Annotated in this window: 23 protein-coding genes; 2 read left to right on the top strand and 21 right to left on the bottom strand. The window is 41.7% G+C overall.

Translation table 11 applies throughout. The features are described 5' to 3' along the window. Positions 1-7 precede the first annotated feature (7 nt). The 3 genes from J7E81_RS21625 to J7E81_RS21615 are packed head-to-tail and all read right to left on the bottom strand — an operon-like array spanning position 8 to position 2,959. Positions 8-475, bottom strand: coding sequence for a chemotaxis protein CheW (locus tag J7E81_RS21625; protein WP_215045515.1), 468 nt, complete (start codon positions 473-475; stop codon positions 8-10). A 23-nt stretch (positions 476-498) separates the two neighbouring features. Then, on the bottom strand, positions 499-921 hold the full coding sequence (locus J7E81_RS21620) for a chemotaxis protein CheW (protein WP_215045514.1): 423 nt from the start codon (positions 919-921) through the stop codon (positions 499-501). A gap of 19 nt (positions 922-940) precedes the next feature. Beyond that, positions 941-2,959: a chemotaxis protein CheA gene (locus J7E81_RS21615; protein ID WP_215045513.1), complete on the bottom strand. Its 2,019-nt coding sequence runs from the start codon at positions 2,957-2,959 to the stop codon at positions 941-943. A 279-nt stretch (positions 2,960-3,238) separates the two neighbouring features. Between J7E81_RS21615 and motA the strand changes: the two genes are divergently transcribed. Together motA and J7E81_RS31125 are read left to right on the top strand one after the other, a co-directional pair. Then, positions 3,239-4,027, top strand: coding sequence for a flagellar motor stator protein MotA (gene motA / locus J7E81_RS21610; RefSeq protein WP_215045512.1), 789 nt, complete (start codon positions 3,239-3,241; stop codon positions 4,025-4,027). 12 nt (positions 4,028-4,039) lie between these two features. After that, a complete protein-coding gene (locus J7E81_RS31125; protein ID WP_215045511.1) occupies positions 4,040-4,813 on the top strand; it encodes an OmpA family protein in 774 nt (257 codons plus the stop codon). 105 nt (positions 4,814-4,918) lie between these two features. On the opposite strand, the gene J7E81_RS21600 is transcribed toward J7E81_RS31125, so the two are convergent. From J7E81_RS21600 to nuoI, 18 genes are all read right to left on the bottom strand, one after another. Continuing rightward, positions 4,919-5,056, bottom strand: coding sequence for a hypothetical protein (locus tag J7E81_RS21600; RefSeq protein ID WP_215045510.1), 138 nt, complete (start codon positions 5,054-5,056; stop codon positions 4,919-4,921). A 49-nt stretch (positions 5,057-5,105) separates the two neighbouring features. Next, a complete protein-coding gene (locus J7E81_RS21595) occupies positions 5,106-5,501 on the bottom strand; it encodes a flagellar protein (protein WP_215045509.1) in 396 nt (131 codons plus the stop codon). A gap of 31 nt (positions 5,502-5,532) precedes the next feature. Beyond that, positions 5,533-5,895, bottom strand: coding sequence for a response regulator (locus J7E81_RS21590; RefSeq protein WP_215045508.1), 363 nt, complete (start codon positions 5,893-5,895; stop codon positions 5,533-5,535). Between the two features lie 37 nt (positions 5,896-5,932). Next, positions 5,933-7,087, bottom strand: a complete 1,155-nt coding sequence (fliY, locus tag J7E81_RS21585; protein ID WP_215045507.1) for a flagellar motor switch phosphatase FliY — start codon at positions 7,085-7,087, stop codon at positions 5,933-5,935. Next, complete coding sequence (gene fliM, locus J7E81_RS21580; RefSeq protein ID WP_215045506.1) at positions 7,088-8,062, bottom strand: flagellar motor switch protein FliM; 975 nt, start codon at positions 8,060-8,062, stop codon at positions 7,088-7,090. 29 nt (positions 8,063-8,091) lie between these two features. After that, the gene (locus J7E81_RS21575; protein ID WP_215045505.1) at positions 8,092-8,514 is read right to left on the bottom strand and encodes a flagellar basal body-associated FliL family protein; all 423 of its coding nucleotides are present in this window, start codon (positions 8,512-8,514) and stop codon (positions 8,092-8,094) included. Positions 8,515-8,530: 16 nt separating this feature from the next. After that, positions 8,531-9,469, bottom strand: a complete 939-nt coding sequence (locus J7E81_RS21570; RefSeq protein ID WP_215045504.1) for a flagellar hook-basal body complex protein — start codon at positions 9,467-9,469, stop codon at positions 8,531-8,533. Between the two features lie 33 nt (positions 9,470-9,502). Beyond that, positions 9,503-9,940: a flagellar hook assembly protein FlgD gene (flgD, locus tag J7E81_RS21565; protein WP_215045503.1), complete on the bottom strand. Its 438-nt coding sequence runs from the start codon at positions 9,938-9,940 to the stop codon at positions 9,503-9,505. A gap of 15 nt (positions 9,941-9,955) precedes the next feature. Continuing rightward, complete coding sequence (locus tag J7E81_RS21560) at positions 9,956-11,281, bottom strand: flagellar hook-length control protein FliK (protein WP_215045502.1); 1,326 nt, start codon at positions 11,279-11,281, stop codon at positions 9,956-9,958. A 185-nt stretch (positions 11,282-11,466) separates the two neighbouring features. Next, a complete protein-coding gene (locus tag J7E81_RS21555) occupies positions 11,467-12,294 on the bottom strand; it encodes a magnesium and cobalt transport protein CorA (protein ID WP_215045501.1) in 828 nt (275 codons plus the stop codon). A 102-nt stretch (positions 12,295-12,396) separates the two neighbouring features. Then, complete coding sequence (locus J7E81_RS21550) at positions 12,397-13,434, bottom strand: protein-glutamate methylesterase/protein-glutamine glutaminase (RefSeq protein ID WP_215045500.1); 1,038 nt, start codon at positions 13,432-13,434, stop codon at positions 12,397-12,399. After that, entirely contained in the window at positions 13,406-14,245 is an 840-nt protein-coding gene (locus tag J7E81_RS21545) for a CheR family methyltransferase (RefSeq protein ID WP_215045499.1), read from the bottom strand. Before J7E81_RS21545 ends, J7E81_RS21550 begins: the two co-directional genes overlap by 29 nt. A 503-nt stretch (positions 14,246-14,748) precedes the next feature. Next, on the bottom strand, positions 14,749-16,236 hold the full coding sequence (gene nuoN / locus J7E81_RS21540) for an NADH-quinone oxidoreductase subunit NuoN (protein ID WP_215045498.1): 1,488 nt from the start codon (positions 16,234-16,236) through the stop codon (positions 14,749-14,751). A gap of 6 nt (positions 16,237-16,242) precedes the next feature. Then, a complete protein-coding gene (locus tag J7E81_RS21535; protein WP_215045497.1) occupies positions 16,243-17,751 on the bottom strand; it encodes an NADH-quinone oxidoreductase subunit M in 1,509 nt (502 codons plus the stop codon). Then, complete coding sequence (nuoL, locus tag J7E81_RS21530) at positions 17,748-19,619, bottom strand: NADH-quinone oxidoreductase subunit L (protein ID WP_215045627.1); 1,872 nt, start codon at positions 19,617-19,619, stop codon at positions 17,748-17,750. The genes J7E81_RS21535 and nuoL overlap by 4 nt, the downstream gene beginning before the upstream one ends. 147 nt (positions 19,620-19,766) lie before the next feature. After that, positions 19,767-20,081 (bottom strand): NADH-quinone oxidoreductase subunit NuoK, encoded by a 315-nt coding sequence (nuoK, locus tag J7E81_RS21525; protein ID WP_215045496.1) that lies wholly within the window; start codon positions 20,079-20,081, stop codon positions 19,767-19,769. Continuing rightward, a complete protein-coding gene (locus J7E81_RS21520) occupies positions 20,078-20,599 on the bottom strand; it encodes an NADH-quinone oxidoreductase subunit J (protein ID WP_215045495.1) in 522 nt (173 codons plus the stop codon). The genes nuoK and J7E81_RS21520 overlap by 4 nt, the downstream gene beginning before the upstream one ends. Further along, positions 20,596-21,015, bottom strand: a complete 420-nt coding sequence (nuoI, locus tag J7E81_RS21515) for an NADH-quinone oxidoreductase subunit NuoI (protein ID WP_098527792.1) — start codon at positions 21,013-21,015, stop codon at positions 20,596-20,598. Before nuoI ends, J7E81_RS21520 begins: the two co-directional genes overlap by 4 nt. Between the last annotated feature and the right edge of the window lie 51 nt (positions 21,016-21,066).

Raw genomic sequence — 21,066 nt, 5'->3', positions numbered from 1 at the left:
TGACAATCTATAAGGCTGCTGTAATTTCTTTTAGTTCATCGAGATTGGTGGTGTCTTCTAGTAACTGCTCGATATCTAGTAAAATCAGTAAACGCTCATCTAATTTGGAGATTCCTTTCAAATAAGCAGCCTCTTTTTCTTTTAATAGATTTAGATGCTGAACGGTTTCAGCGGTAATGTCCAATACGTCTGTTGCGGCGTCAACAACAAGCCCAATTTCCTTTTCTTTTACAAGGACAATAATAATTCGTGTTTGATCCGAAGGTTTTAAGTCAACTCCTGTTAAGGCAGCACGCAGGTCTACAATCGGTGTGACCACATTACGAATCGAGGTAACACCAAGGACGTGACGCGGACGGTTGGGATATGGAGTAATGGCCTGCATCCTTTCAATTGAAACAACTTGGCTGATATGAACCCCATATTCCTCCTCACCTACTTTAAATATAAGTGTTTTATTATCTTGTTGACCCATCATTCGATCCCCTTTTATTAAAGTTATTCATTATCGTTTTTCATTATTTCCTCTAGTTTTAACAGAATAATTAAACGCCCATCTATTTTAGCAATGCCGTTAAAGTAAGTAGATTCAAAACTACCTGCCGCTGATTCAATATGCTCAGGTGCAATATCAATCACATCGCTTGTTTGGTCAACAATCATGCCTAACTCAATATCTTCTATCTTCGTCATAATCACTCGTGATGTTTCTGTATAGTTGCTTTGGCCCATTTCCAGCTTACTACTTAGGTCAATCACTGGAGTCACATTCCCACGGAGATTCATTACCCCTTTTACATATGCTGGGGCATTCGGAACTCTAGTAATATGCTCGATTCTTTCAATCGATTGTACATGATTAATGTCTAATCCGTACTCCTCTTCTCCTAATTTAAAGGCAACAATTTTCATTATTCCCATGTTTGAGGCTCCACCCTTCTTACTTAATGAACTGATTAGCGTCGATGATTAAGGCCACTTCTCCATTGCCAAGAATGGTTGATCCTGAAATCGCATAAAGATTCGTTAAGAAGCCGCCTAGTGATTTTAAAACCACCTCTTGCTGTCCTAGAACGGAATCTACTACTAAACCGACAGTCTTTTCACCCTTGCGAACAATCACAATAAAGAGCTGTTGTCTATCAGCTTTCCCTTCAACCTCCGGTACTTGATATTCCTCATTCAAATAGATTAAAGGAACGACTTGTCCTCTAAACTGGATTACTTTTTGCCCATATAAAGTGGAAACCTGATCGTGTCTTACATTTGTAATCTCTACGATCGAATTGAATGGGATCGCATAGGTTTCATCCTCTACTTTTACTAGCATTGCGTAAATAATTGATAAGGTTAAAGGTAACTGGATACGGAAGGTCGAGCCCTGTCCCTCAGACGAATCAATGGTTATGACGCCGCCCAATGACTCGATTTTTATTTTTACCACATCAAGACCTACACCACGGCCGGAGATATCAGATATCTTATCAGCTGTACTAAACCCAGATGCTAAAATGAGACCATTCACTTGTTGATCTGTCAGTGTTTTAGCCTCTTCCTGGGTCACCACACCACGTTCAATTGCTTTTGTTAATACTTTTTCACGGTTGATTCCCTTACCATCATCGCGTACTTCAATGAAAACATGATTACCGCCATGATAGGCTTTTAATAAAATAAGCCCTTCTTCTGGCTTATCGGTTGCTTGTCTTTCAACGGTTGATTCCAAGCCATGGTCAAGGGCATTTCGTAATAGGTGGACAAGCGGGTCGCCGATCTCGTCAATTACCGTTCGGTCTAACTCTGTTTCTGCCCCTTCAATTACTAATTGGACCTTCTTGTTTAGATCTTTGGCAAGGTCGCGTACCATCCGCGGAAAACGGTTAAATACTTGTTCCACTGGTACCATGCGCATATTCAGTATCAATCCTTGCAAATCAGTAGATATTCTTGTCATGTGTTCAACGGTTTCCGTTAATTCACTAAGCTCTGCCTTGCGGGAAATTTGTTCTAATCTGCCGCGGTCAATAATCAACTCGCTAAACAGGTTCATTAACTGATCAAGTTTCTCGCTATCGACACGAATGGATTTAGAACGTTGTTTTTTCTTTCCAGTCTCTGTCTCTTCTTTATCCTTTTGTTTGTTCAACCCGTTCTCCGGGTTAGTCGTTCCATTGACAAGCTTGTCCTTATCATGGACCTGTTGCCCTAGGTCAGCAACTTCAGAAACCATCACTTCTTTTATCTCGGAAATGTTACTTATTTGAAATTGGATTTCTCGTGTCTCTTGGTCAGATAGAAGCAGGAGTGTAAAGGATTGGTCGAATTTCTCTTCCTCAATTTGTTCAACCGATGGTACAGTCTGAATGATTTCACCAAGTTCTTCCACTGCCTGGAATACCATGTAAGCACGAACTGACTTCATCGTACATCTTTCATCCAGCGTTACCGAGATGCTGTAGGCTTTTTTTCCTGTTTCTTTTGCGCTTTTGACAACGGATAATTGAAACTCATCAAGAACTAGTTCAGCAGCAGCCGCTACTTCAGCAAGAGCTGTTACGATTTCCCCTTCCCCTGCTGTGGAGGGATTTTGAATGTTTGCCAATTGATTGACAACGTCTGTAACGTCTGCCTTGCCATCTCCGCCTTGTTCAATGCTATCCACCATTTTTTCGATTAAGTCAACGCAGGTAAATATGACATCCATGATTTCTGATGTGATACTCAGCTTATTATTGCGAAGCAAGTCCAACACATTTTCCATTTCATGTGTCAATGATGCCAGTTCCTCATAGCCCATTGAACCAGCCATTCCTTTTAGCGTATGAGCCGAACGAAAAATTTCATTTACAATGTTTGTATTATCCGGTTCAGCTTCCAACTTTAGTAATTGGTCATTTATTGCTTGTAAATGTTCTTTTGACTCTTCAATAAACATTTCTAAATATCCGCTTAAATCCATGCCATACTCCCCTCGCTAATTAGCAGTCAAAAAATCCTCCAAGATGTTGGAGCTTATATTTAAATCTATTTAAGTTAGTTAAATGTGTCTTTTTCACACTAACTTTATTGCCTTTTTTAGATATTATCGGTTGCATTTTTTTCGAGTTTAATGTAATTTGATATTTTTTGATAATAAATCTTTTCTATCAAACAAACGGTTGTTTTCTGTAATTTAATCAAATAAAATGAAAATATATGAAATGGATATTACTATTTTACTATATAAGGAGGAGTTTAAATGAAAGAGCCTTCAACGCTCTTAGGGATTATCTTTGCCCTAGTGGCGATTGGGGTAGGGATGGTATTGAAAGGCGCCAGTCTTACTGCCTTAGTCAACCCGGCGGCATACTTAATTATTATAGGTGGTACCATTGCTGCAATTTTTATCAGTTTCCCATTAGCTGAAATTAAAAAATTTCCTAAGCTTATTAAAATAATCTTTGGCGGAAGCAAAAAACTCCCTACTAAGTTAGAAGTTATCGATATGTTCACCAAGTGGGCCACTCTTGCTAGAAAAGAAGGTTTACTAGGTTTAGAAAGCGAAATTTCCACCATTGAAGATCCGTTTCTAAAAAATGGAATGGAATTGATTATTGATACGACGGACTCCGATTTTGCAAATGATGTCTTATTGGAGAAAATTAGTGCAATGCAAGAACGCCATCGGAAAGGCGCCTTAATTTTTTCACAGGCAGGCACATACGCACCGACGCTTGGCGTTCTTGGGGCGGTTGTCGGGTTAATTGCGGCTTTAGGGAATCTAGCTGATATTGAAAAACTAGGCCATTCCATTGCCGCTGCCTTTATTGCGACACTACTTGGGATTTTTACCGGTTATGTTTTATGGCATCCGATGAGTAACAAACTGAAACTTATCTCAAGACAAGAAATTGAAGTCCGTCAAATTATGGTCGAAGGTTTGCTTGCTCTACAAGAAGGTATTAACAGTAGACAACTGGAGCATAAGCTAAATGTTTATTTAACCCCAGCGGAATTAGATAAAAAAAGTGCTCAAGCAAACGAATAATGGAGGTTTCAAGTGGCTAGGAAAAGAAGACATCTCGAAAGTCATGAAGAAGAACATATTGATGAGTCCTGGCTGATTCCTTATGCTGACTTACTTACGCTTCTTCTTGCTTTATTTATTGTATTATTTTCGATGCGGTCAGAGGATTCAGCAAAGGCAAATGCTGTCCTTGAATCACTCTATAATGCTTTTAATACTGTCTCGGTATTTGAGACCAATAGCGGTGGACAATCACCTACTACCAACAGCACAAAAAATAGCGACTCACTCAAACAATTGGAGCAGAAAGAACAGCCACAGCAACAGGAGACACCGCAAACAACTAATGCTGAAGAGCAACAATTACAACAATTGATGCGAAATCTGCAAGTTTATATTGATAAAAATAAGCTTAATGCGGAAATCACTCTTACGGATAAGAGTGAAGGGATTCAGATTACTCTGAAAGACCGAATTATCTTTGATTCGGGAAGTGACCATCTTAAAGACAACTTTTTACCGATCCTTGATGACATTGTCGGTATGATCAAAACTGTCGACCGTTCGATTACGATTGAGGGTCATACCGACAATAAACCAATCCACAGTGCCAAATTCCCATCCAATTGGGAACTTTCCGGAGCTAGAGCCTTATCCGTATTGCATTATTTCGAAAAACAAAAGATAGCCCCAACCCGCTTACAGTTTGTTGGATTTGGTGATTCGAAGCCGATCGTCTCAAATGATACCCCTGAACACAGGGAAGCCAATCGCCGGGTTAATATCATTATTCTCCGTAATAAATAAAGTTAAAAAGCACACGCATAACTGAAGGCGTGTGCTTTTTTAATTACTCTTGTTTCGGTTGATGATTTTTACTCTATGTTAAAAGGATCCCTTGCTTGGGATCCGTTATATATTATTGGCGAGTATTGTAACTAACGCAGATATTATTACTGTAGCCACCACAAATATTACAGACAAAAGTTGTTTCCTTCTTTTGTTTCTAAGAACTGCTTCCTCTGGTGTTAGCCAAAAACTCTTAGCCATTCAACACTTCCCCCATTCTAGTTGAATCCTGTATGTCTATGAAGGGTACTTATATTTTTTGTGATTTAACCCTTAAATAACTTTTCTTTATCTCTGGTTCTGGCGTTTTATTGACCTGCTTATTCAATTTATTAACCGTTTCTGTACAACTAGAGCATGCTTTACCCGTACGAATCATGTTCCCACATATTTCACACGGATAAGATATATTAGGAAATTGCACCAAAAGGAGTCGTCCTGACAAAATAAATTGACGAATCTGACCGATTGAAACCTTCGTAGCCTCGCTTAACTCTTGTATGGTACAACCCTTATTTCTGCGAAGAAAGTCATTTACGTTTAAAAAATCAGTCTCTTGTTTTTGATAACAGTCATCGCAAATATCCCTAAGCTGTAAAAATAGTTTTTTACATTTTGGGCAATTTCCCATTTTTGGTAATACCAAGGGTCCCCTCCCCCTTCTACGTCACTTAGTCTTAACTTGCTAATACTTTCTTAATAGATTCCATTACGCGATCAGCCTGGAAGGGCTTAACCACAAAGTCTCTTGCACCCGCTTGGATTGCCTCTAATACCATCGGCTGCTGTCCCATAGCGGAACACATAATGACCCTTGCCTGCGGGAACTGCGCTTTAATTTGCTTTACTGCTGTAATCCCATCCATTTCTGGCATGGTAATATCCATCGTGACAACATCCGGCTGCAGCTCACGATACTTTTCAATCGCATCTGCTCCGTTTACTGCCTCCCCGACAACTTCCAGTCCGTTCTTAGTTAAAATATCCTTTAACATCATTCTCATGAATGCCGCATCATCGACGATTAAAATCCTTGCCATCTTTTCTCAATCCTCCAAAATTTCTAAAGTTGTATTATTACATAGTCATTTTCGTTAGGCGATCCACCTGGCTAATTATATCTGTGATTCGAACACCAAAGTTCTCCTCAATAACGACAACTTCCCCTTTAGCAATTAATTTGTTATTTGCTAAAATGTCTACCGGTTCCCCAGCCAGTTTTTCAAGCTGAATGACTGCACCCGGACCCAATTCTAATATTTTGCGAATCTGCATTTCAGTTCGGCCTAATTCTACCGTGATGGCTAAAGGAATATCATATAACATATCAAGATTTCCTAAACCACCAGCAGGGGCAGCACTAGATGTATTGGGAAAGGTTGTATACTCTACTTTTTGTACATTTGCATTTTCCGGAGTCTTGGGTGGTGCTGTCTGAACAGGTGCACTTTCCATTCCCATTACAGCTGCTTGGACGATTGAATTAGGCTGTTGCACGCTAGCAGTTGATTGTTCAGCCACCATAATAGGCGCAGAAGAAGTAACTGTTGTTGAAGCAGGGGCTGCCTGTTCTCCTGAATAAAGGATCTGTTGAATCATTTCCTTCGCAAATGACAAAGGAATTAACTGAACCATATTTGAGTCAATTAAACTTCCCACCGCTAATCTAAAAGAAACCTTAATAATAATATCATCTTCCAGATCGTTTAAATTGGTGGGTGGGTAATCAATTAAATCGATGGTTGGCGGTGAAATATCTACTTTTTGATGGAGCATCGTTGACATCGATGTTGCCGCTGATCCCATCATTTGATTCATCGCCTCTTGAACTGCACTTAAATGTAATTCTGATATTTCTTCTTCTTGGACGGTTCCATCACCGCCCATCATTAAATTGGCAATGATTTTTGCATCGTTTTCCTTTATCATTAAAAGGTTTTTGCCACGGATCCCAACTGTATAATCAACGTGAACCGCTACATGCCTGTGATTCTCTTCATCTTGTAATCGATCTTGCTCAATCACGGAAAGTGTTGGTGTCGTGATTTCGACACGTTGATTTAACAAAGTGGAGAGGGCTGTAGTGGAGCTCCCTAATGCGATATTTCCAATTTCACCCAAAGCATCTTTTTCCATCGCACTCAAAACATCATCAATTGTTAATGATTGTGTTGTTTCTACTTGATTAAACAGTGCATTAATTTCCTCTTGTGATAAAGAACCTTCACTCATTTATCCTTCATCCCCTTCCACTTGAATTTTTTCATCAATCTGTACAGCGTAACGGCCCTTTTGGATACCTGGATTGCCAAGGAATCTAGTTAATTGGCCAACCTTAACTTGTAACTTCCCTGTGTCAATACCAATCACATCGCCAATTTGAAGGTTTACTAAATCTGAGACGGAAAGTGTTGCCCTTCCAAGCTCGGCAATAACCGGAACATTTACGGCATCAAGTTTTTGCTTAATGTGACTTTCTTGTTCAACGCTTGTCTTTACCATCGTCGAGAGCCACTGATGTGTCGATAATTTTGGCAGTGCTGACTCTACCGTTAAATGAGGTAAACATAACGTCATCCGCCCGCTGATTTCACCGATTGTCGTGTGAAGGACAATGATAATGACTGTGTCATTTGGAGAAGCTAGTTGAATAAACTGGGGGTTCGATTCTATCCCTTCCAATTTCACATTAATTTCTTCAATGTTTTCCCAGGCACTTTGGTAATAATCAAATGCTTGTGAAAAAATCTTTTCCATTAGAACGATTTCGATTTCAGTTAACGTCCCATTCCGTGTCGAGGCGTCTCCTTGTCCTCCCAGCAGACGCTCTAAGATCGCATAGGCTACCTGGGGGTTAATTTCCATGACCATTTTCCCATCCATTGGCTGAACCTCGAATACATTTAGAATGGTTCTTGATGGAATGGAGGCGATAAACTCATGGTAGGTCACTTGATCGACCAGATCAATTTCAATTTGAACGTACGTTCGAAGCTGAGCCGACAGATAGGAAGTAAGTAACCGGGTAAAATTTTCATGGATACGCGAAATACTACGTAATTGTTCCTTAGAATAACGCATAGCACGCTTAAAATCATAAACTTTTACTTTATCATTCTTCTCTGTCATATCTGATGCTTGTAGTTCGCCATTATTTATGGCCGATAATAAAGCATCTATTTCCTGTTGCGATAATACATCAGCCAAAGGTGGTATCCCCCTAACTCTTCCCTGAGTTATTGAATCATTTTATTAGTGGTATAGATTCGAACAATCTTCCCTGTTTGCATTTCTTTATTTAGCTCGGTCTGCATGTTTTTTTCAAACTCAGTCATACCCTCCGGACTTTTCACTTGTTCTTCTGTCATCGCTGAGATCAATCGAATGGCAATATTGTTTACTTGGAACAAACGATTTGTTAACTCCTCTTTTGCCTTTTCAGAACTGGTCTCAATCTTAAACCCTAATTGGATAAAGCCGCCGGCATGCAAATTGGTTGTCATCGGTTCTGTCTCAACCATGCGGGCCACAATTTCATCAGCTGACAATTCTTTGGGCTCTTTTTTACTAGTAGATTGAGAGAGGAAGAACCAAGTCCCTCCAAGTAACAGAATGGCAACCGCTCCAATTAGAATCATCGGTTTTATTTTAGACTTCATGATTATTCCTGCCTTGTTATCGTTTCAAATTGACGATTTCTTCAAGCATAGAGTCAGAAGTGGTAATCGTTCTAGCGTTCGCTTGGAAACCACGCTGTGCAACAATCATCTCCGTAAATTCTTCTGTTAAATCGACATTGGACATTTCAAGAACTCCTGCATTCATTTGTCCGCCAGCATTGTCTTCAATTTTTTCTATGTTCACCCTACCTGAGTTTGGTGTTTCTTGGAACATCGTGTTTCCAATCTTTTTTAATCCACTAGGGTTTGTCACGACAGCCGTTCCTAAAGAAATATCATCATTTGTGTTATTGGTAGTATTTAAATAATATTGACCAGCTGGATTCATGGCCAATTTTCCGCTCACCCCATCCTCTCGAACTACATTGATATAGCCATTAGCATCAATTGCATAGGATGTAAATTTCATTGGTGCTACAGGATTTCCATTATTATCCCTTAGAGGGTTCCCGCTTGCATCGAGATTCCGGGCATCTTCTGTTATATTAATCTTTACAGGTGTATTCGAAGACTTGTTAACCCCTAGGACGAAATATCCATTAGAATTTACAAGGTTTCCATTGTTATCTCTAGTAAAATTACCGGCCTTCGTTAAATATTGCGCCCCGCCTATTTCCGGACTCACGGCAAAAAAGGCATCACCATCAATGGCCAAATCTGTACCAACATTTGTTGTCATTGGGCTGCCTGGCGTTTGTATCGTATCAATGGATGCAATCTTTGTACCTAAACCGACCTGTCTCGGGTTAATTCCACCCCGCGTATTTGTAGCAGCAGTAGCTCCCGCAATATTTTGGTTAATGATATCCTGAAACATGACCCTGCTCTTCTTAAAACCTACTGTATTTACATTGGCTACGTTATTTCCAATTACATCAAGCTTGGTTTGAAATCCTTTCATCCCCGAAACTCCTGAGTAAAGTGACTTTAACATCCTATATCCTCCCTACATTTCTATTAAATTGGCTTATTTAGATTCTGAAGTTGATAGTTTAATTTCTGTTACATTTTCCATTGGGATTTTTTGAGATCCTACTAGGTAATAAAAATTCCCACCTTGATTGGATATCCCGGTTACAACACCTGTTTGAGGAGTTGTACTGTTTTCTGGTGTCCAGGTTATTTCTTTTCCTATTGAAGCGGCATATTGCCCCGTTTGCTGATTGGCAAACTTACTAAATGCACTATTCAAATTGGTTATTTGCTCCAGTGAACTAAATGTGGCCATTTGCGCAATAAAATCCTTATCCTCAAGCGGACTAGATGGATCTTGATTGGCTAACTGTGTGGTTAAGATCTTTAGAAAATCATCTTTCCCCAATTTACTTTGTTCTTCATAGGATTTCACATTACTAAAAACCGAATTATTATTGGTAACAGATGATATATTTGTCCAATTACTCATTACCTTGGCTCCTTTCTATGCGGTAAAGTCAATATTGGAAGCAGATCTTAGGGATGTTCTACCGTACGTGACCGGTTGCACCTCTCCCTCAATCTCATTCTCCCTTTGCGGTTTTGCCGCATCCCCGTCTCTAGTAAACGTACGCTGCTGACCTTGTTGATAGCCGGAGCCACTTTGAGAAAATGAAAGGTTTGTTTGATTGAGGTTAGCCGATGGTACCTGTTGGATGATGTCCAACTTTTGTACTTGTAAGCCATGCTGTTGCAGTGCCTGATGTAAATTTTGAAGCTGCCCCTCTAATACTTTTTTTGCTGCCATTGTGTCTGTGAGAATTTGGGCTGATACCTGACCCTGCTGAGATGAAATTTTTATCTCAATTTCCCCCAGATGTTCCGGAAATAATGAAAGTACTGCTTCTGTATCACCAGATTGTCCATTTGTAACCTTCATGAACCTGTCCATCCACTCACTTACTTCCGGAACAAACCTAGAAACCAGAAGCGGCGATTCAGGTGGTTTGTCCTGTATCAAATTTTGAGAAATGGGAACTGTTTGCTGATTTAAAACAGCGGATGTTTCCAGCTCCTTATTGACATCTTCCTTTCCTGAAGAAGCATCTCGAGCGTTGCTTTGGTTCCCTATCCTCACTACCTTAGGCATTGAAGATTGAAGGATTAGGTCTTTATCTAAGCTTATCGGTAATAATGGTTCAGAACTTTTTTTTTGTTCAACCTTTGTCCCCCATGCTTCTTTAAGCTTATCTATGATTTGTTGAGGAACTTCACCAATTACTTGATTAGTTTGATTTGTTTGATTTGTTTGGTTTTCTTGTTTTTCTTGGGATTTTATCAATACATCACCAATTTGGCTGATTAATTGACTTTGCTCCGCGGTTAAGGGCTGTCCCTCCAAAAACTTAGCCAATACACTGCTTATTTCATTCGTAAATTGAATTGGATTCTGTTTCAATTTTTCGTCAAATTGTTGCAAACTGCTACTAATAGGCAAACTCTCTGCACCATATGTATTTTCGGCTGGCAATTTTGCTTCTGGAACAGGCATAGTTTGACCTTGCTGCAATGTTGCAAACAAGGTAGATAACATAGATTCTAAGACTTGCCAATCATCTTCTTTTATCATCAACGGATCTTCTTGATCAACACTGCTCTCCGTTTGTTCTTGAGCAGCGGAGTCAGATTTGCCATTCGATCCTGCCTTACAATCTGCTAATATTTGTCTAAAAGAAATCGCTGATGGCTCTCCCGGAGTAAGCGGACTGTTTTTTTCGATATCCACTGTTTTTATTTGATTATTTTTGATAGAAATTTGATTGATATCCAAATAGATCCTCCTCCTTTTTATTTGGACACCATAGCTTTTGTCACTTTATATTATAACTTATTACATAGTTACAAGTCATGAGTTTTTTTGATAATCATCAAACAAATCAGGGTTATTTTTACAAATATTTTGATGGTTTTTGTGTTATATTTTGTCACTGCCTATAACTGTACTTTATTTTTATATTAATTCATCTGTGAAACAAGCCAGCCGGAGACTTGGGGATCTAATTGCGAGACTACTTTTGAAGCTGTTTTAGGATCCAATTGTTTAATTTGCTTTAATACTTCCGCTCGATCACTGATTCCTCTTAAAATGGATGCAATTTGATCAGGACTCATATACTGGTACAACTGTACTGATGAATTGGTTGTGGTTTCTGCTTCTTCCCCTTTGTCTAAAGCAATGGCAAGCCTTGCCCCTTCCTCTCCTGGCATTTCAGCAATAATGGCTGTTTGGACGTCTCGTTCTAAGAGTTTTAAATTCTTCACCGCTTCCGCTTCCGGCATATTGCTTAACATCTTGGCTGCATCCTTTGGGTCCATACTTGCTAAAGAATCTGCAACCACCGATGTTTTCGTTGATTCATCTCCGTTAGTTTCCGGAGCTGTATTATTTTCCACGGCTTTAGTCTTCTCCGTATTTTCAGCAGTGCTGGTAGCAGAACTGCCTGTATTGGTTGTTGCGGCAGCCGTATTATTCGCTGAAATCCCCGAATTAGTAGCGGCAGAACTCGTTTTACTATCTGAACCGTCGCCTTTCGTTGCGGAGGCTGTGCTCTTGTCATTCGTTTCCTTTGCTTTTGCTAATTTCTGTTTCATCGCAAACAGTGGCTTTGTATGGTCTTCCACCCATTTTACTTGGGTTTGAAAATCAATACCTGAAAAGTGTAGAACTACCATCCCAAGCCCAATCGAATACAATAAAGGCAGGATCCCTAAAAGAATCAATTTAGAGAAAAAGCCAGGCTGCCTCTTTTCTTCTTCTGTTTGCTTACTCTCTGTGGTTGACATTCGCCTTCCCCCCACTCATGTTTTTCTCCTGAAAAGAAACGATATGATCCATTAATCAAGTTCCTTCCTACCATTTAAAAAGTCCACCTCCAGTTGGGTGGACTATACAAATGAAATAATTTCTTGGTGCATGCGGGAAAGCAAGAACTGTTTATCGGCATATCCAGCCTCAAGAACCGCTTTAGGCATTCCGTAAACGACACAAGACTCCTCAGCTTCAACAAACACATGTCCACCGTATTTTTTTACCAGTCCACAGCCCTGCATTCCATCTACTCCCATCCCAGTTAAAATAACGGTTAAGAGACGGTCACGATAGATTGGTGCAGCAGAATGAAGCGTAATATCCACACATGGTTTATAGAGAGCTTTCACTCCTTCTTGCTTCTCTATTCTAAAAACTATGGAGCCATCCGCTTTCCTCTCAAACTGTGTTTGAAAACCAGATGGTGCTATATAGATATTTCCTACCTCCACCGTCTGGCCACTTTGAGCTTCCATTACCCTCAATTTACATAGGTTATTAAATCGGTCTGCTAAAGGTTTTGTGAATCCAAGAGGCATATGCTGGGCCACAACAACTGGTACCGGAAAATCCTCTGGAATTCTTGGAAGAATGGTTTGTAATGCAGAGGGGCCTCCCGTTGAACAGCCAATAAAGACAAGATCAGTCTGCCGCTGACCACTCTTTTTTATTACTCTCTTTTGAGATGGAGCAACTTCTATTTTCCTTGGCAGTTTTGCTTCCGCAATCCCTTTTAAGCGATGCAGGAACTCTTGAACTTTTTCCTGGTCATCGCGAACTTTAATTAGACTATCTTTTAAAAAGAAATCAACTGCCCCGCTTTCAAGAGCCTGAAGTGTTTCGTATGCACCCTCTCCGGTTCGGGAGCTTAACATCACCACAGGAACTGGTGAAGTCTTCATAATCTGTTTCAAAGCTTGTAAGCCGTTCATCTCTGGCATTTCCACGTCCATGGTCACAAGGTCGGGTTGAAGGCGTTGCACCTTTTCGATCGCCTCTATTCCATTTCTAGCAATGCCGATTACAAAAAATTGCGAGTCTTTCTCAAGAATTAAGCTTATCGCTCGCCTCATAAAAGCTGAGTCATCAACTACTAATACTCCGTACTGTTTCATTCTGACCAAGTTCCTTTCGATAATAAAAAGTCTTATCCGAGTCCACTTTTTCAAACCCCATGCCCATGTCTGTTATCGATTCAGCATGGCCAAGAAACAAGTATCCACCAGGTGCTAATCTTTGATAAAAACTACGGATTATCCGCTTAGTCGTCTCCTGATCAAAATAGATTAATACATTTCTGCAAAAAATAACATCCACCTCACCAATTAGTGCTAGTTTAGTAGGATCCAGTAAATTTAAATGCCTGAATTTAACCATATTTCTAGTAGTCGAAGTGACTTGAAATCCACCTTCGGTCTCGATAAAGTACTTATTCATTAAGATATTGGGAATTCTGCGAAATGCAAATGATCCTTGGTGATACCAAGCCTTTTCTGCTTTTTGCAGCACCTTCTTATCAATATCAGTGGCAATAATTTCAACCGCTCCCGGTAAAAACTGACCAGTCTCTTGGATTAGCATCGAGAGGGTGAACGGTTCTTCACCAGTGGAGCAGGCTGCACTCCAAATCCTTAACGGACGATTTCTGACTTTTGCTTTCAGTTGTGGTAAGACGATGGAGCAGCACTCATTCAATTGGTTTTCTTCCCGATAGAAATAAGTTTCATTAATGGTTAATAACTCCACAAGCTGGTCCCACTCTTGTGGTGTGATTCTTAAATAACTACAATATTCCCACAATGAAAGTCGAAGCTCATTTAGCCTTTTTGAGACTCTATCTTTCAAAGTTGGTAATCTATCACTATACCGCAGTCCACAATAGTCATACACCATTTTACTCAACTCTCGCAGTATATTATCCTCCATGATCATCACCTTTTAATGCCCCACCATTTTTGTAAAACGGTAAGGCTATTTTTATTTCAACTTTTTTACTTACTCTTCAACTAAACCTGCAACGTTCTCAGTATGCCCGTTTACCTATTGGGAGTTGGTACTATCTCCTCATAGCTCTGAATATATTAAATGGTATTATTAATGACTTATTACTATATTTCGGAAATTAACGGAAAAAGTTTAACCCTTATTCAAAAAAAAAAACACTTTTTCGTTATAAAGGTCCTAGCAAACAAGATGATTTATCCAATTGTTGGATTTGAATTGAGAATATGTACTTAATCTCTATAAAAAAAAGAAGAGGCTCCAACGCCTCTTCTTTCTATATGTTTACCCCTTTTATTTGACCACGTTCTCCAGTTGGCCGCCTTCCCCAAAGCGGCCAACTCGATGGATTTCTTATTTCCCCGGGAAATAATCTCCTCGGACAAGCCAAGGTTCAAAGCCTAGTCCCGAGTTCCTTTTTAAAAAAATTACTGCAGGTTGTTCAAGAAGTCGAGTGCGATGTTTGGCGCGACTCCAAATAAGACTGATCCGACGATCGCAACTACTAATACAACGACAATGCCGAATGGAATGTTCAATTTACGCTCGTCCCTAGCCGGACGGAAGAACATTTGCGTCATGATGCCAAAGTAGTAGAAATACGAGACGACGGTCGTTGCAATCATGATAGAAGCCAGCACATAATGCGGTGTGCCGTAGAAAGTTCCGATAAAGATATTTAATTTGCCGATGAATCCGGCTGTACCTGGAAAACCTGCCAAGGAAACAAGCAGAATGCCCATGATGACGGCGAGAACCGGTGAACGGCGGTATAGACCAGCGAAATCAGCAATTTTGCTTGATCCGGACTGTTCCGTGATCAACTGAATGACCGCAAAAGCGCCGAGGTTCATTAACATATAGGCAAGCAGGTAGAACCAAATCGAAAACAGCATGTTCGAGCTCAAAGAGGTTAACGCCACCAAGATATACCCGGCATGGGCAATACTAGAGTAGGCGAACAACCGCTTAATATCGGTCTGTCTTAACGCGATCACGTTTCCAACAATCATGGTAACGGCGGCGATCACGGCAAGGTAATCCTGCATCTTAAACAGGATGCCTTCGCCGTTTGCCCCAGTTGGTGCCGCATTGTAGAAGACTGCAATCAATAAGCGAATAACGATTACAAATCCAGCTGATTTTGATACGACACTCAAGAAGGCCGTAACCGGCGTCGGCGCTCCTTGATAAACGTCCGGTGCCCACATATGGAACGGAGCGGCCGCTAATTTAAACGACAAACCTACAAAGATAATTAAGAATGATAGACCGAGCAGGTACGCATGCTGCGCATCTGTTACGGCGGACAGTGTCTGGGCAATGTCGAAAAGGTTCGTTGATCCTGTTAATCCATACACATAGCTCATTCCAAACAAGGTGATCGCTGTGGAAATCCCGCCATTGATGACGTATTTCATCGCAGACTCATTTGATTGTAAATTATGCTTGCGGATGCCCGCTAAGATATAGGAAGAAACAGTTAACAATTCCAGCCCAATGAATAACGTGATTAAATCCCCGCTTGACGTCATGATCATCGCACCGAGCAAAGCGGTTAAGAACAAGTAATAAAACTCGCCGCGGTAGGTTTCCATCCCTTCCTTTGCCTCGTAGCTGAAAGCAAGGAACATGACGAGCCCCGAACCGGCAAGCAGGATTAACTTAAAGGCTTTGCCAAAAGAATCCAACGTGAAGCTGTCATCCAAAATCGATGTCGCCCCCGTATTGAGCAGCGATACAACCGATACAATGGCGGCGGCAATGCCAAGGATTCCAATCCAGCCAAGGAAGCGGCGGTCTTGTTTTTTCGGTAGAAATAAATCGATTAATGTCAATGCTGCTGCCACACCGAGGATGATGAACTCTGGTGTCATGACACTCCAGTTAAATGATTTCAATGCCGTTAAATCCATTCTTCATCACCCTCCTAACCCTAACATGATGGTTTCTAGTGTTGTTTGCAGCGGAGAACTTAGAACACTTGGATAAACACCAATTAATACAATTAAAGCCATTAGTACCACAACCGGTACGAATTCGACACCTTTTAAGTCAATCACACCGGTGAACTCACGATGCGCTTTGCCGTAGGTAATTCCTAAGACAGCGCGCAATACGTACGCTGCGGTCATGATAATGCCAATCGTTCCACCAGCGGCAAGCCATGGTATTTCTTTGAAAAGCCCTAGAAAGGCCATAAATTCACTAACAAAGCCGGACATGCCTGGAAGTCCCAGTGAGGCCATCCCGCCTGCAAGTAAGAAGCCAGCCGCAAGCGGCATCCCCTTTGCCATTCCGCCCAAGTTCTCGAGGAGTGATGTATCCGTACGCTCGTACAGGATGCCGACGATGAAGAATAATAACGCCGAAATCAAACCGTGTGAGACTACTTGGAAAATCGCCCCTTGCACTCCAGCTGTGTTCATCGCCGCAAGGCCAATCAGCACGATGCCCATGTGGGAAATCGACGAATAAGCGAGAACCATTTTAAAATCTGTTTGAATGAAGGCTAGGAACGCCCCGTAAAGAAGGTTGATCACGCCAAAGACAGCAATCAGCGTCGCAAGGGTATCAAACTGCTTCGGAAAAATTCCCAATCCAAAACGGATTAATCCGTATGCACCAATTTTTAATAGAATCCCAGAGTGAATCATAACAACCGCTGGCGGTGCATGAACGTGCACCTTTAACATCCAGCTGTGCAATGGGAAGATCGGCAGCTTCACACCGAAGGCTATTAATAAACCGATGAAGAGGCCCATTTTCAAGTCACCGGACAGCGGTGCGCTTGGGTCTGCCATCATTTGTGTCAGCATTTCAATATTGGTAGTACCTGTTTTGGCAAACAAAATCATTATTACAATCAGGAGTACAGCAGAGCCTAATCCGTTGTAGATTAGGAAACTGTATGCCGCCCTTTCTTTTTCAAAATAACCCCATTTCCCAATTAAGAAGAACGTTGGGATGAGGGTAATTTCAAAAAAGATGAAAAATAGGATTAAGTTCTCCGCGGTAAATACACCGAGCATTCCTACTTCTAGGAGAAGAAAGAGCATGAAGTAGCCCTTCCATTCTTTTTTAACAAACCGTGCCGCGGCAATGGCTGATAATGTTGCCACTACGGCGGTTAGCACGACGAGCAAGAGCTGAAAGCCGCTCAAGCCCAATTCATAGTTGACCGCAAAGTAGGGCTCTTCGGTATTCATGCCGCGGAAGTGAATCCACTCTTTCGCGACATTGAAGTCTGCCAGGTTCTTGCCCCACTGAAAGTGAAGATAACAGGCCAAGGACAGGAATAATGCTGGCAAGGTGGCTAGAAAGCCAACGATTTTGATTGGTTTTTCAACTGATTTTGGCATCATAGCCAAGACAATGATACCGAGTATCGGGGAGAATACTAGGATTGAAAGAACAGCTGATAAATTCATCGTAAGTACCCCCCTGTGAATGCAAAGATGACGACGAGCAGTGCGAGACCGATAAAGGCGACAGCCCCATAGGTCTGTACCTGTCCGGATTGCAGTTTAGAACCAGCTCTGCCGAGTCCTTGAACAATCCCGACCACGCCTTTAACAAGTCCTTCCACAAGGAAAACATCAATGAACCGTAAGAAGTAGCTTAATGCTTTGGACGCTGCGACAACGGTATATTGATAGAACTCGTCAACGTAATACTTATTAAATAAGATACTGTGCAAGGTGTCCCCTGTGCCGCTTAACCAGTTGCGGGCAAGTGAACGCTTATAGTACATCAAGTACGCAAGGAAGATTCCTGCTAGCGATACGAGTGTGGCTGCGATCATGATCCAGACAGGACCTTCCGTATGTCCATGTTGGGCAAGGGCTGCATTGCCGTCAACGAGCCAGTCACCTAGGAACGTGCCGAACCAAGGTGTGTTCACGTAACCAGCAATGACGGCGAGTACGCCAAGGATCATCATTGGCAAGGTCATATTGGATGGCGATTCGTGGACATCTTTTTGATTTCCGCGTGCTTCTCCGGTAAAGACTAGGAAGAACAAGCGGAACATATAAAATGCCGTCATGAAGGCCGCAATAAGCGCAAGCAAGAACAAGATCGGATGTCCGCCTTCCCATGCCGCCGCTAAAATTTCGTCTTTTGAGAAGAAACCGGATAGTAACGGCACTCCGCTGATCGCGAGGGTTCCGATTAAGAACAATGGCCCGGTCAGCTTCAACTTTTTCCAAAGTCCGCCCATTTCTTCAATGTTTTGCGTGTGGACCGCATGAATGACTGAACCTGCTGCTAAGAAGAGCAAGGCCTTAAAGAAGGCATGTGTCATTAAGTGGAATACACCTGCCACATAGCCGGCAGAGCCAAGGGCTAACATCATGTAGCCAAGCTGCGAGACCGTTGAGTAGGCAAGCACCCGTTTGATATCGGTTTGCACTAACCCAATGCTTGCCGCAAAAATGGCAGTAAACGCTCCGATGACCGCGATCGTCAGCAGTGCGGTTGGGCTTGCTAAGAACAATGGGAATAGTGCTGCGACTAAATATACACCAGCGGCAACCATGGTAGCAGCGTGGATTAGGGCCGAAACTGGTGTCGGACCTTCCATCGCATCTGGAAGCCAGGTATGAAGCGGGAACTGACCGGATTTTCCGACGGCCCCGATAAAAATTAGAATCGCAATTAAGGTAATCATCGATGTTGGGATCGCACCGGTTTCAACTGAATGGAAAATGACGCTGTATTCAAAGCTTTTCGTTTCCCAAAAAAGAAGAATCATCCCGATAAACAAGCCGACATCGCCGATACGGGTCATGATGAACGCCTTTTTGGCGGCCGCTTTCGCTTCTTCTTTGTAAAAATAAAATCCGATTAATAAGAAGGAACCAACACCAACTAGCTCCCAGAAAATATAGGTTTGCAGCAGGTTTGGTGAAATCACCAGCCCGAGCATTGCAAAGGTAAATAATCCTAAATAAGCATAAAATACATGGAACCGCTCGTCGCCATGCATGTACCCTTTGGAGTACGTATGTACCAAGAAACTAACGAGCGAAACGATTACTAGCATTAACGCATTTAATTGATTGACTTCGAAGCCCGCTGTAAGATGCAGATCTCCTATCGTGAGCCATTCAAAATTTGTCCCGTAGGTTGGCTCCGAAAAGCGCTGGAATAAGACCAAAATGGAATATATCAGCGATGCGAGCGTGAAGAGGATCCCCACATATGCGCTCGCGTCCTTCAGCCGCTTACCGAATAGAAGAAGGATCAAAAACGATAATAGCGGGAAAAGCGGGATAAGCCAAGCATTTTCCAATATTATCAACCCCTTGGATGGTGATCGAGTGACCATCCTAATTTTGTCGATTCCTCTTCGGGCGTTCCGTGCTTGTCACTGCCCGAAGTATGGTCGATTCGCCTCAGGACCCGTGTGGTTTGTTTCTTCCCGAGGAGTGTCTAAATCATTTTAGTTTTTCATTGTGTCCATTTCATCAATGCTGACCGTCTTTTTATTGCGATAAAGGGCAATAAGAATTGCCAGACCTACTGCTGCCTCTGCTGCTGCCACACTGATGGCAAACAAGGCGAAGATTTGTCCGGTAATTGACGGTGCCATGCCATATTTACTGAAGGTTACCAGATTAATATTAACAGCATTCAGCATGAGTTCAATTGAGATCAGAATGATTACGGTATTTTTCTTTGTCAACGCACCGTATAAGCCGATGCAAAATAAAATGAGTGCCAATGCCAGGAAGGCTGAAGCGGGAACTGAACTCATTCCTCATCCGCCTCCTTCTTCTTATCATTTTTCGCTAAGACAATCGAGCCGACTAGAGCTACTAAAAGCAATACAGATGTTAACTCAAACGGAATAATATATTTTGAGTAGAGCGCCTGCCCAATCTGTAAGGTGTTATTTTCATGGAGCTTGGTCGGAACCTGTTCAATATTGAAATTGTAGATGCCAATGTAAACTGCAAAGGCAAAGCCGACCACGCCAAGGAACAGGAGGAACTTGCGTAATCTGCCTGTTTTCGGTTCACTGTCATCATTATGCTTCGTTAACATGATGCCGAAAAGCATAATGATCGTGATCGCCCCTGAATAAATTAAGATTTGCACTGCCGCGATAAATTCTGCAGAAAGCAGTACATAAATCCCCGCAATCGCTACGAATGTGAAAATAAGAGCGACAACCATATGGATTACCTTATTCAGGTTTAACAGCAGCACCCCGCCGATAATGGCAACGAGTGCGAGTCCCATAAATGCGAGGAATTCACCTGAGAATGTCATGGTTTATTCACCTGCCGTACGTTTTCGTCGTTTTCATCCAGCCATTCCAGATTTTTAAATAACATGTCACGGCTGTATGCAGCGAGCTCGAAGTTATTCGTCATGACGATTGCTTCCGTCGGACAAACCTCGGTACACAGGTCACATAGAATACAGATTTCGAAGTTAATATCATATGTGTCGATGATCTTTCCCTTTTTTGTAGGGTCCGGATGCTTCTTACCCGTTAAGTTAATACATTCTGTCGGGCAGATATTCATGCACTGATTGCAAACAATACACTTTTCCGGATAAAACTTTTGGATGCCGCGAAAGCGGTCCGGCAGCGGAAGTGGCTCATTTGGATAATCGTACGTAACCTTCTCGCGCGATAATTGTTTAAGGGTATATTTCAAGCCTTTAAATACTCCAAGCACGTTTTTCACCCCTTTTGACAGTTTAAATATTGTTATTGGTGTCAGGCACCA

The sequence above is a fragment of the Bacillus sp. ISL-18 genome, from assembly GCF_018613415.1.
Classification (GTDB): Bacteria; Bacillota; Bacilli; order Bacillales; family Cytobacillaceae; genus Neobacillus.
Note: the sequence above shows the minus strand (reverse complement) of the source record. Positions and strands in the feature narration are given on the sequence as shown.

Excerpts from the sequence above, each read along its gene's own strand:
- J7E81_RS21625 (WP_215045515.1), bottom strand. The coding sequence starts at position 475 with ATGGGTCAACAAGATAATAAAACACTTATATTTAAAGTAGGTGAGGAG.
- J7E81_RS21620 (WP_215045514.1), bottom strand. The coding sequence starts at position 921 with ATGGGAATAATGAAAATTGTTGCCTTTAAATTAGGAGAAGAGGAGTAC.
- J7E81_RS21615 (WP_215045513.1), bottom strand. The coding sequence starts at position 2,959 with ATGGATTTAAGCGGATATTTAGAAATGTTTATTGAAGAGTCAAAAGAA.
- motA (WP_215045512.1), top strand. The coding sequence starts at position 3,239 with ATGAAAGAGCCTTCAACGCTCTTAGGGATTATCTTTGCCCTAGTGGCG.
- J7E81_RS21600 (WP_215045510.1), bottom strand. The coding sequence starts at position 5,056 with ATGGCTAAGAGTTTTTGGCTAACACCAGAGGAAGCAGTTCTTAGAAAC.
- J7E81_RS21590 (WP_215045508.1), bottom strand. The coding sequence starts at position 5,895 with ATGGCAAGGATTTTAATCGTCGATGATGCGGCATTCATGAGAATGATG.
- fliY (WP_215045507.1), bottom strand. The coding sequence starts at position 7,087 with ATGAGTGAAGGTTCTTTATCACAAGAGGAAATTAATGCACTGTTTAAT.
- J7E81_RS21575 (WP_215045505.1), bottom strand. The coding sequence starts at position 8,514 with ATGAAGTCTAAAATAAAACCGATGATTCTAATTGGAGCGGTTGCCATT.
- J7E81_RS21570 (WP_215045504.1), bottom strand. The coding sequence starts at position 9,469 with ATGTTAAAGTCACTTTACTCAGGAGTTTCGGGGATGAAAGGATTTCAA.
- flgD (WP_215045503.1), bottom strand. The coding sequence starts at position 9,940 with ATGAGTAATTGGACAAATATATCATCTGTTACCAATAATAATTCGGTT.
- J7E81_RS21555 (WP_215045501.1), bottom strand. The coding sequence starts at position 12,294 with ATGTCAACCACAGAGAGTAAGCAAACAGAAGAAGAAAAGAGGCAGCCT.
- J7E81_RS21550 (WP_215045500.1), bottom strand. The coding sequence starts at position 13,434 with ATGAAACAGTACGGAGTATTAGTAGTTGATGACTCAGCTTTTATGAGG.
- J7E81_RS21545 (WP_215045499.1), bottom strand. The coding sequence starts at position 14,245 with ATGGAGGATAATATACTGCGAGAGTTGAGTAAAATGGTGTATGACTAT.
- nuoN (WP_215045498.1), bottom strand. The coding sequence starts at position 16,236 with ATGGATTTAACGGCATTGAAATCATTTAACTGGAGTGTCATGACACCA.
- J7E81_RS21535 (WP_215045497.1), bottom strand. The coding sequence starts at position 17,751 with ATGAATTTATCAGCTGTTCTTTCAATCCTAGTATTCTCCCCGATACTC.
- nuoK (WP_215045496.1), bottom strand. The coding sequence starts at position 20,081 with ATGAGTTCAGTTCCCGCTTCAGCCTTCCTGGCATTGGCACTCATTTTA.
- J7E81_RS21520 (WP_215045495.1), bottom strand. The coding sequence starts at position 20,599 with ATGACATTCTCAGGTGAATTCCTCGCATTTATGGGACTCGCACTCGTT.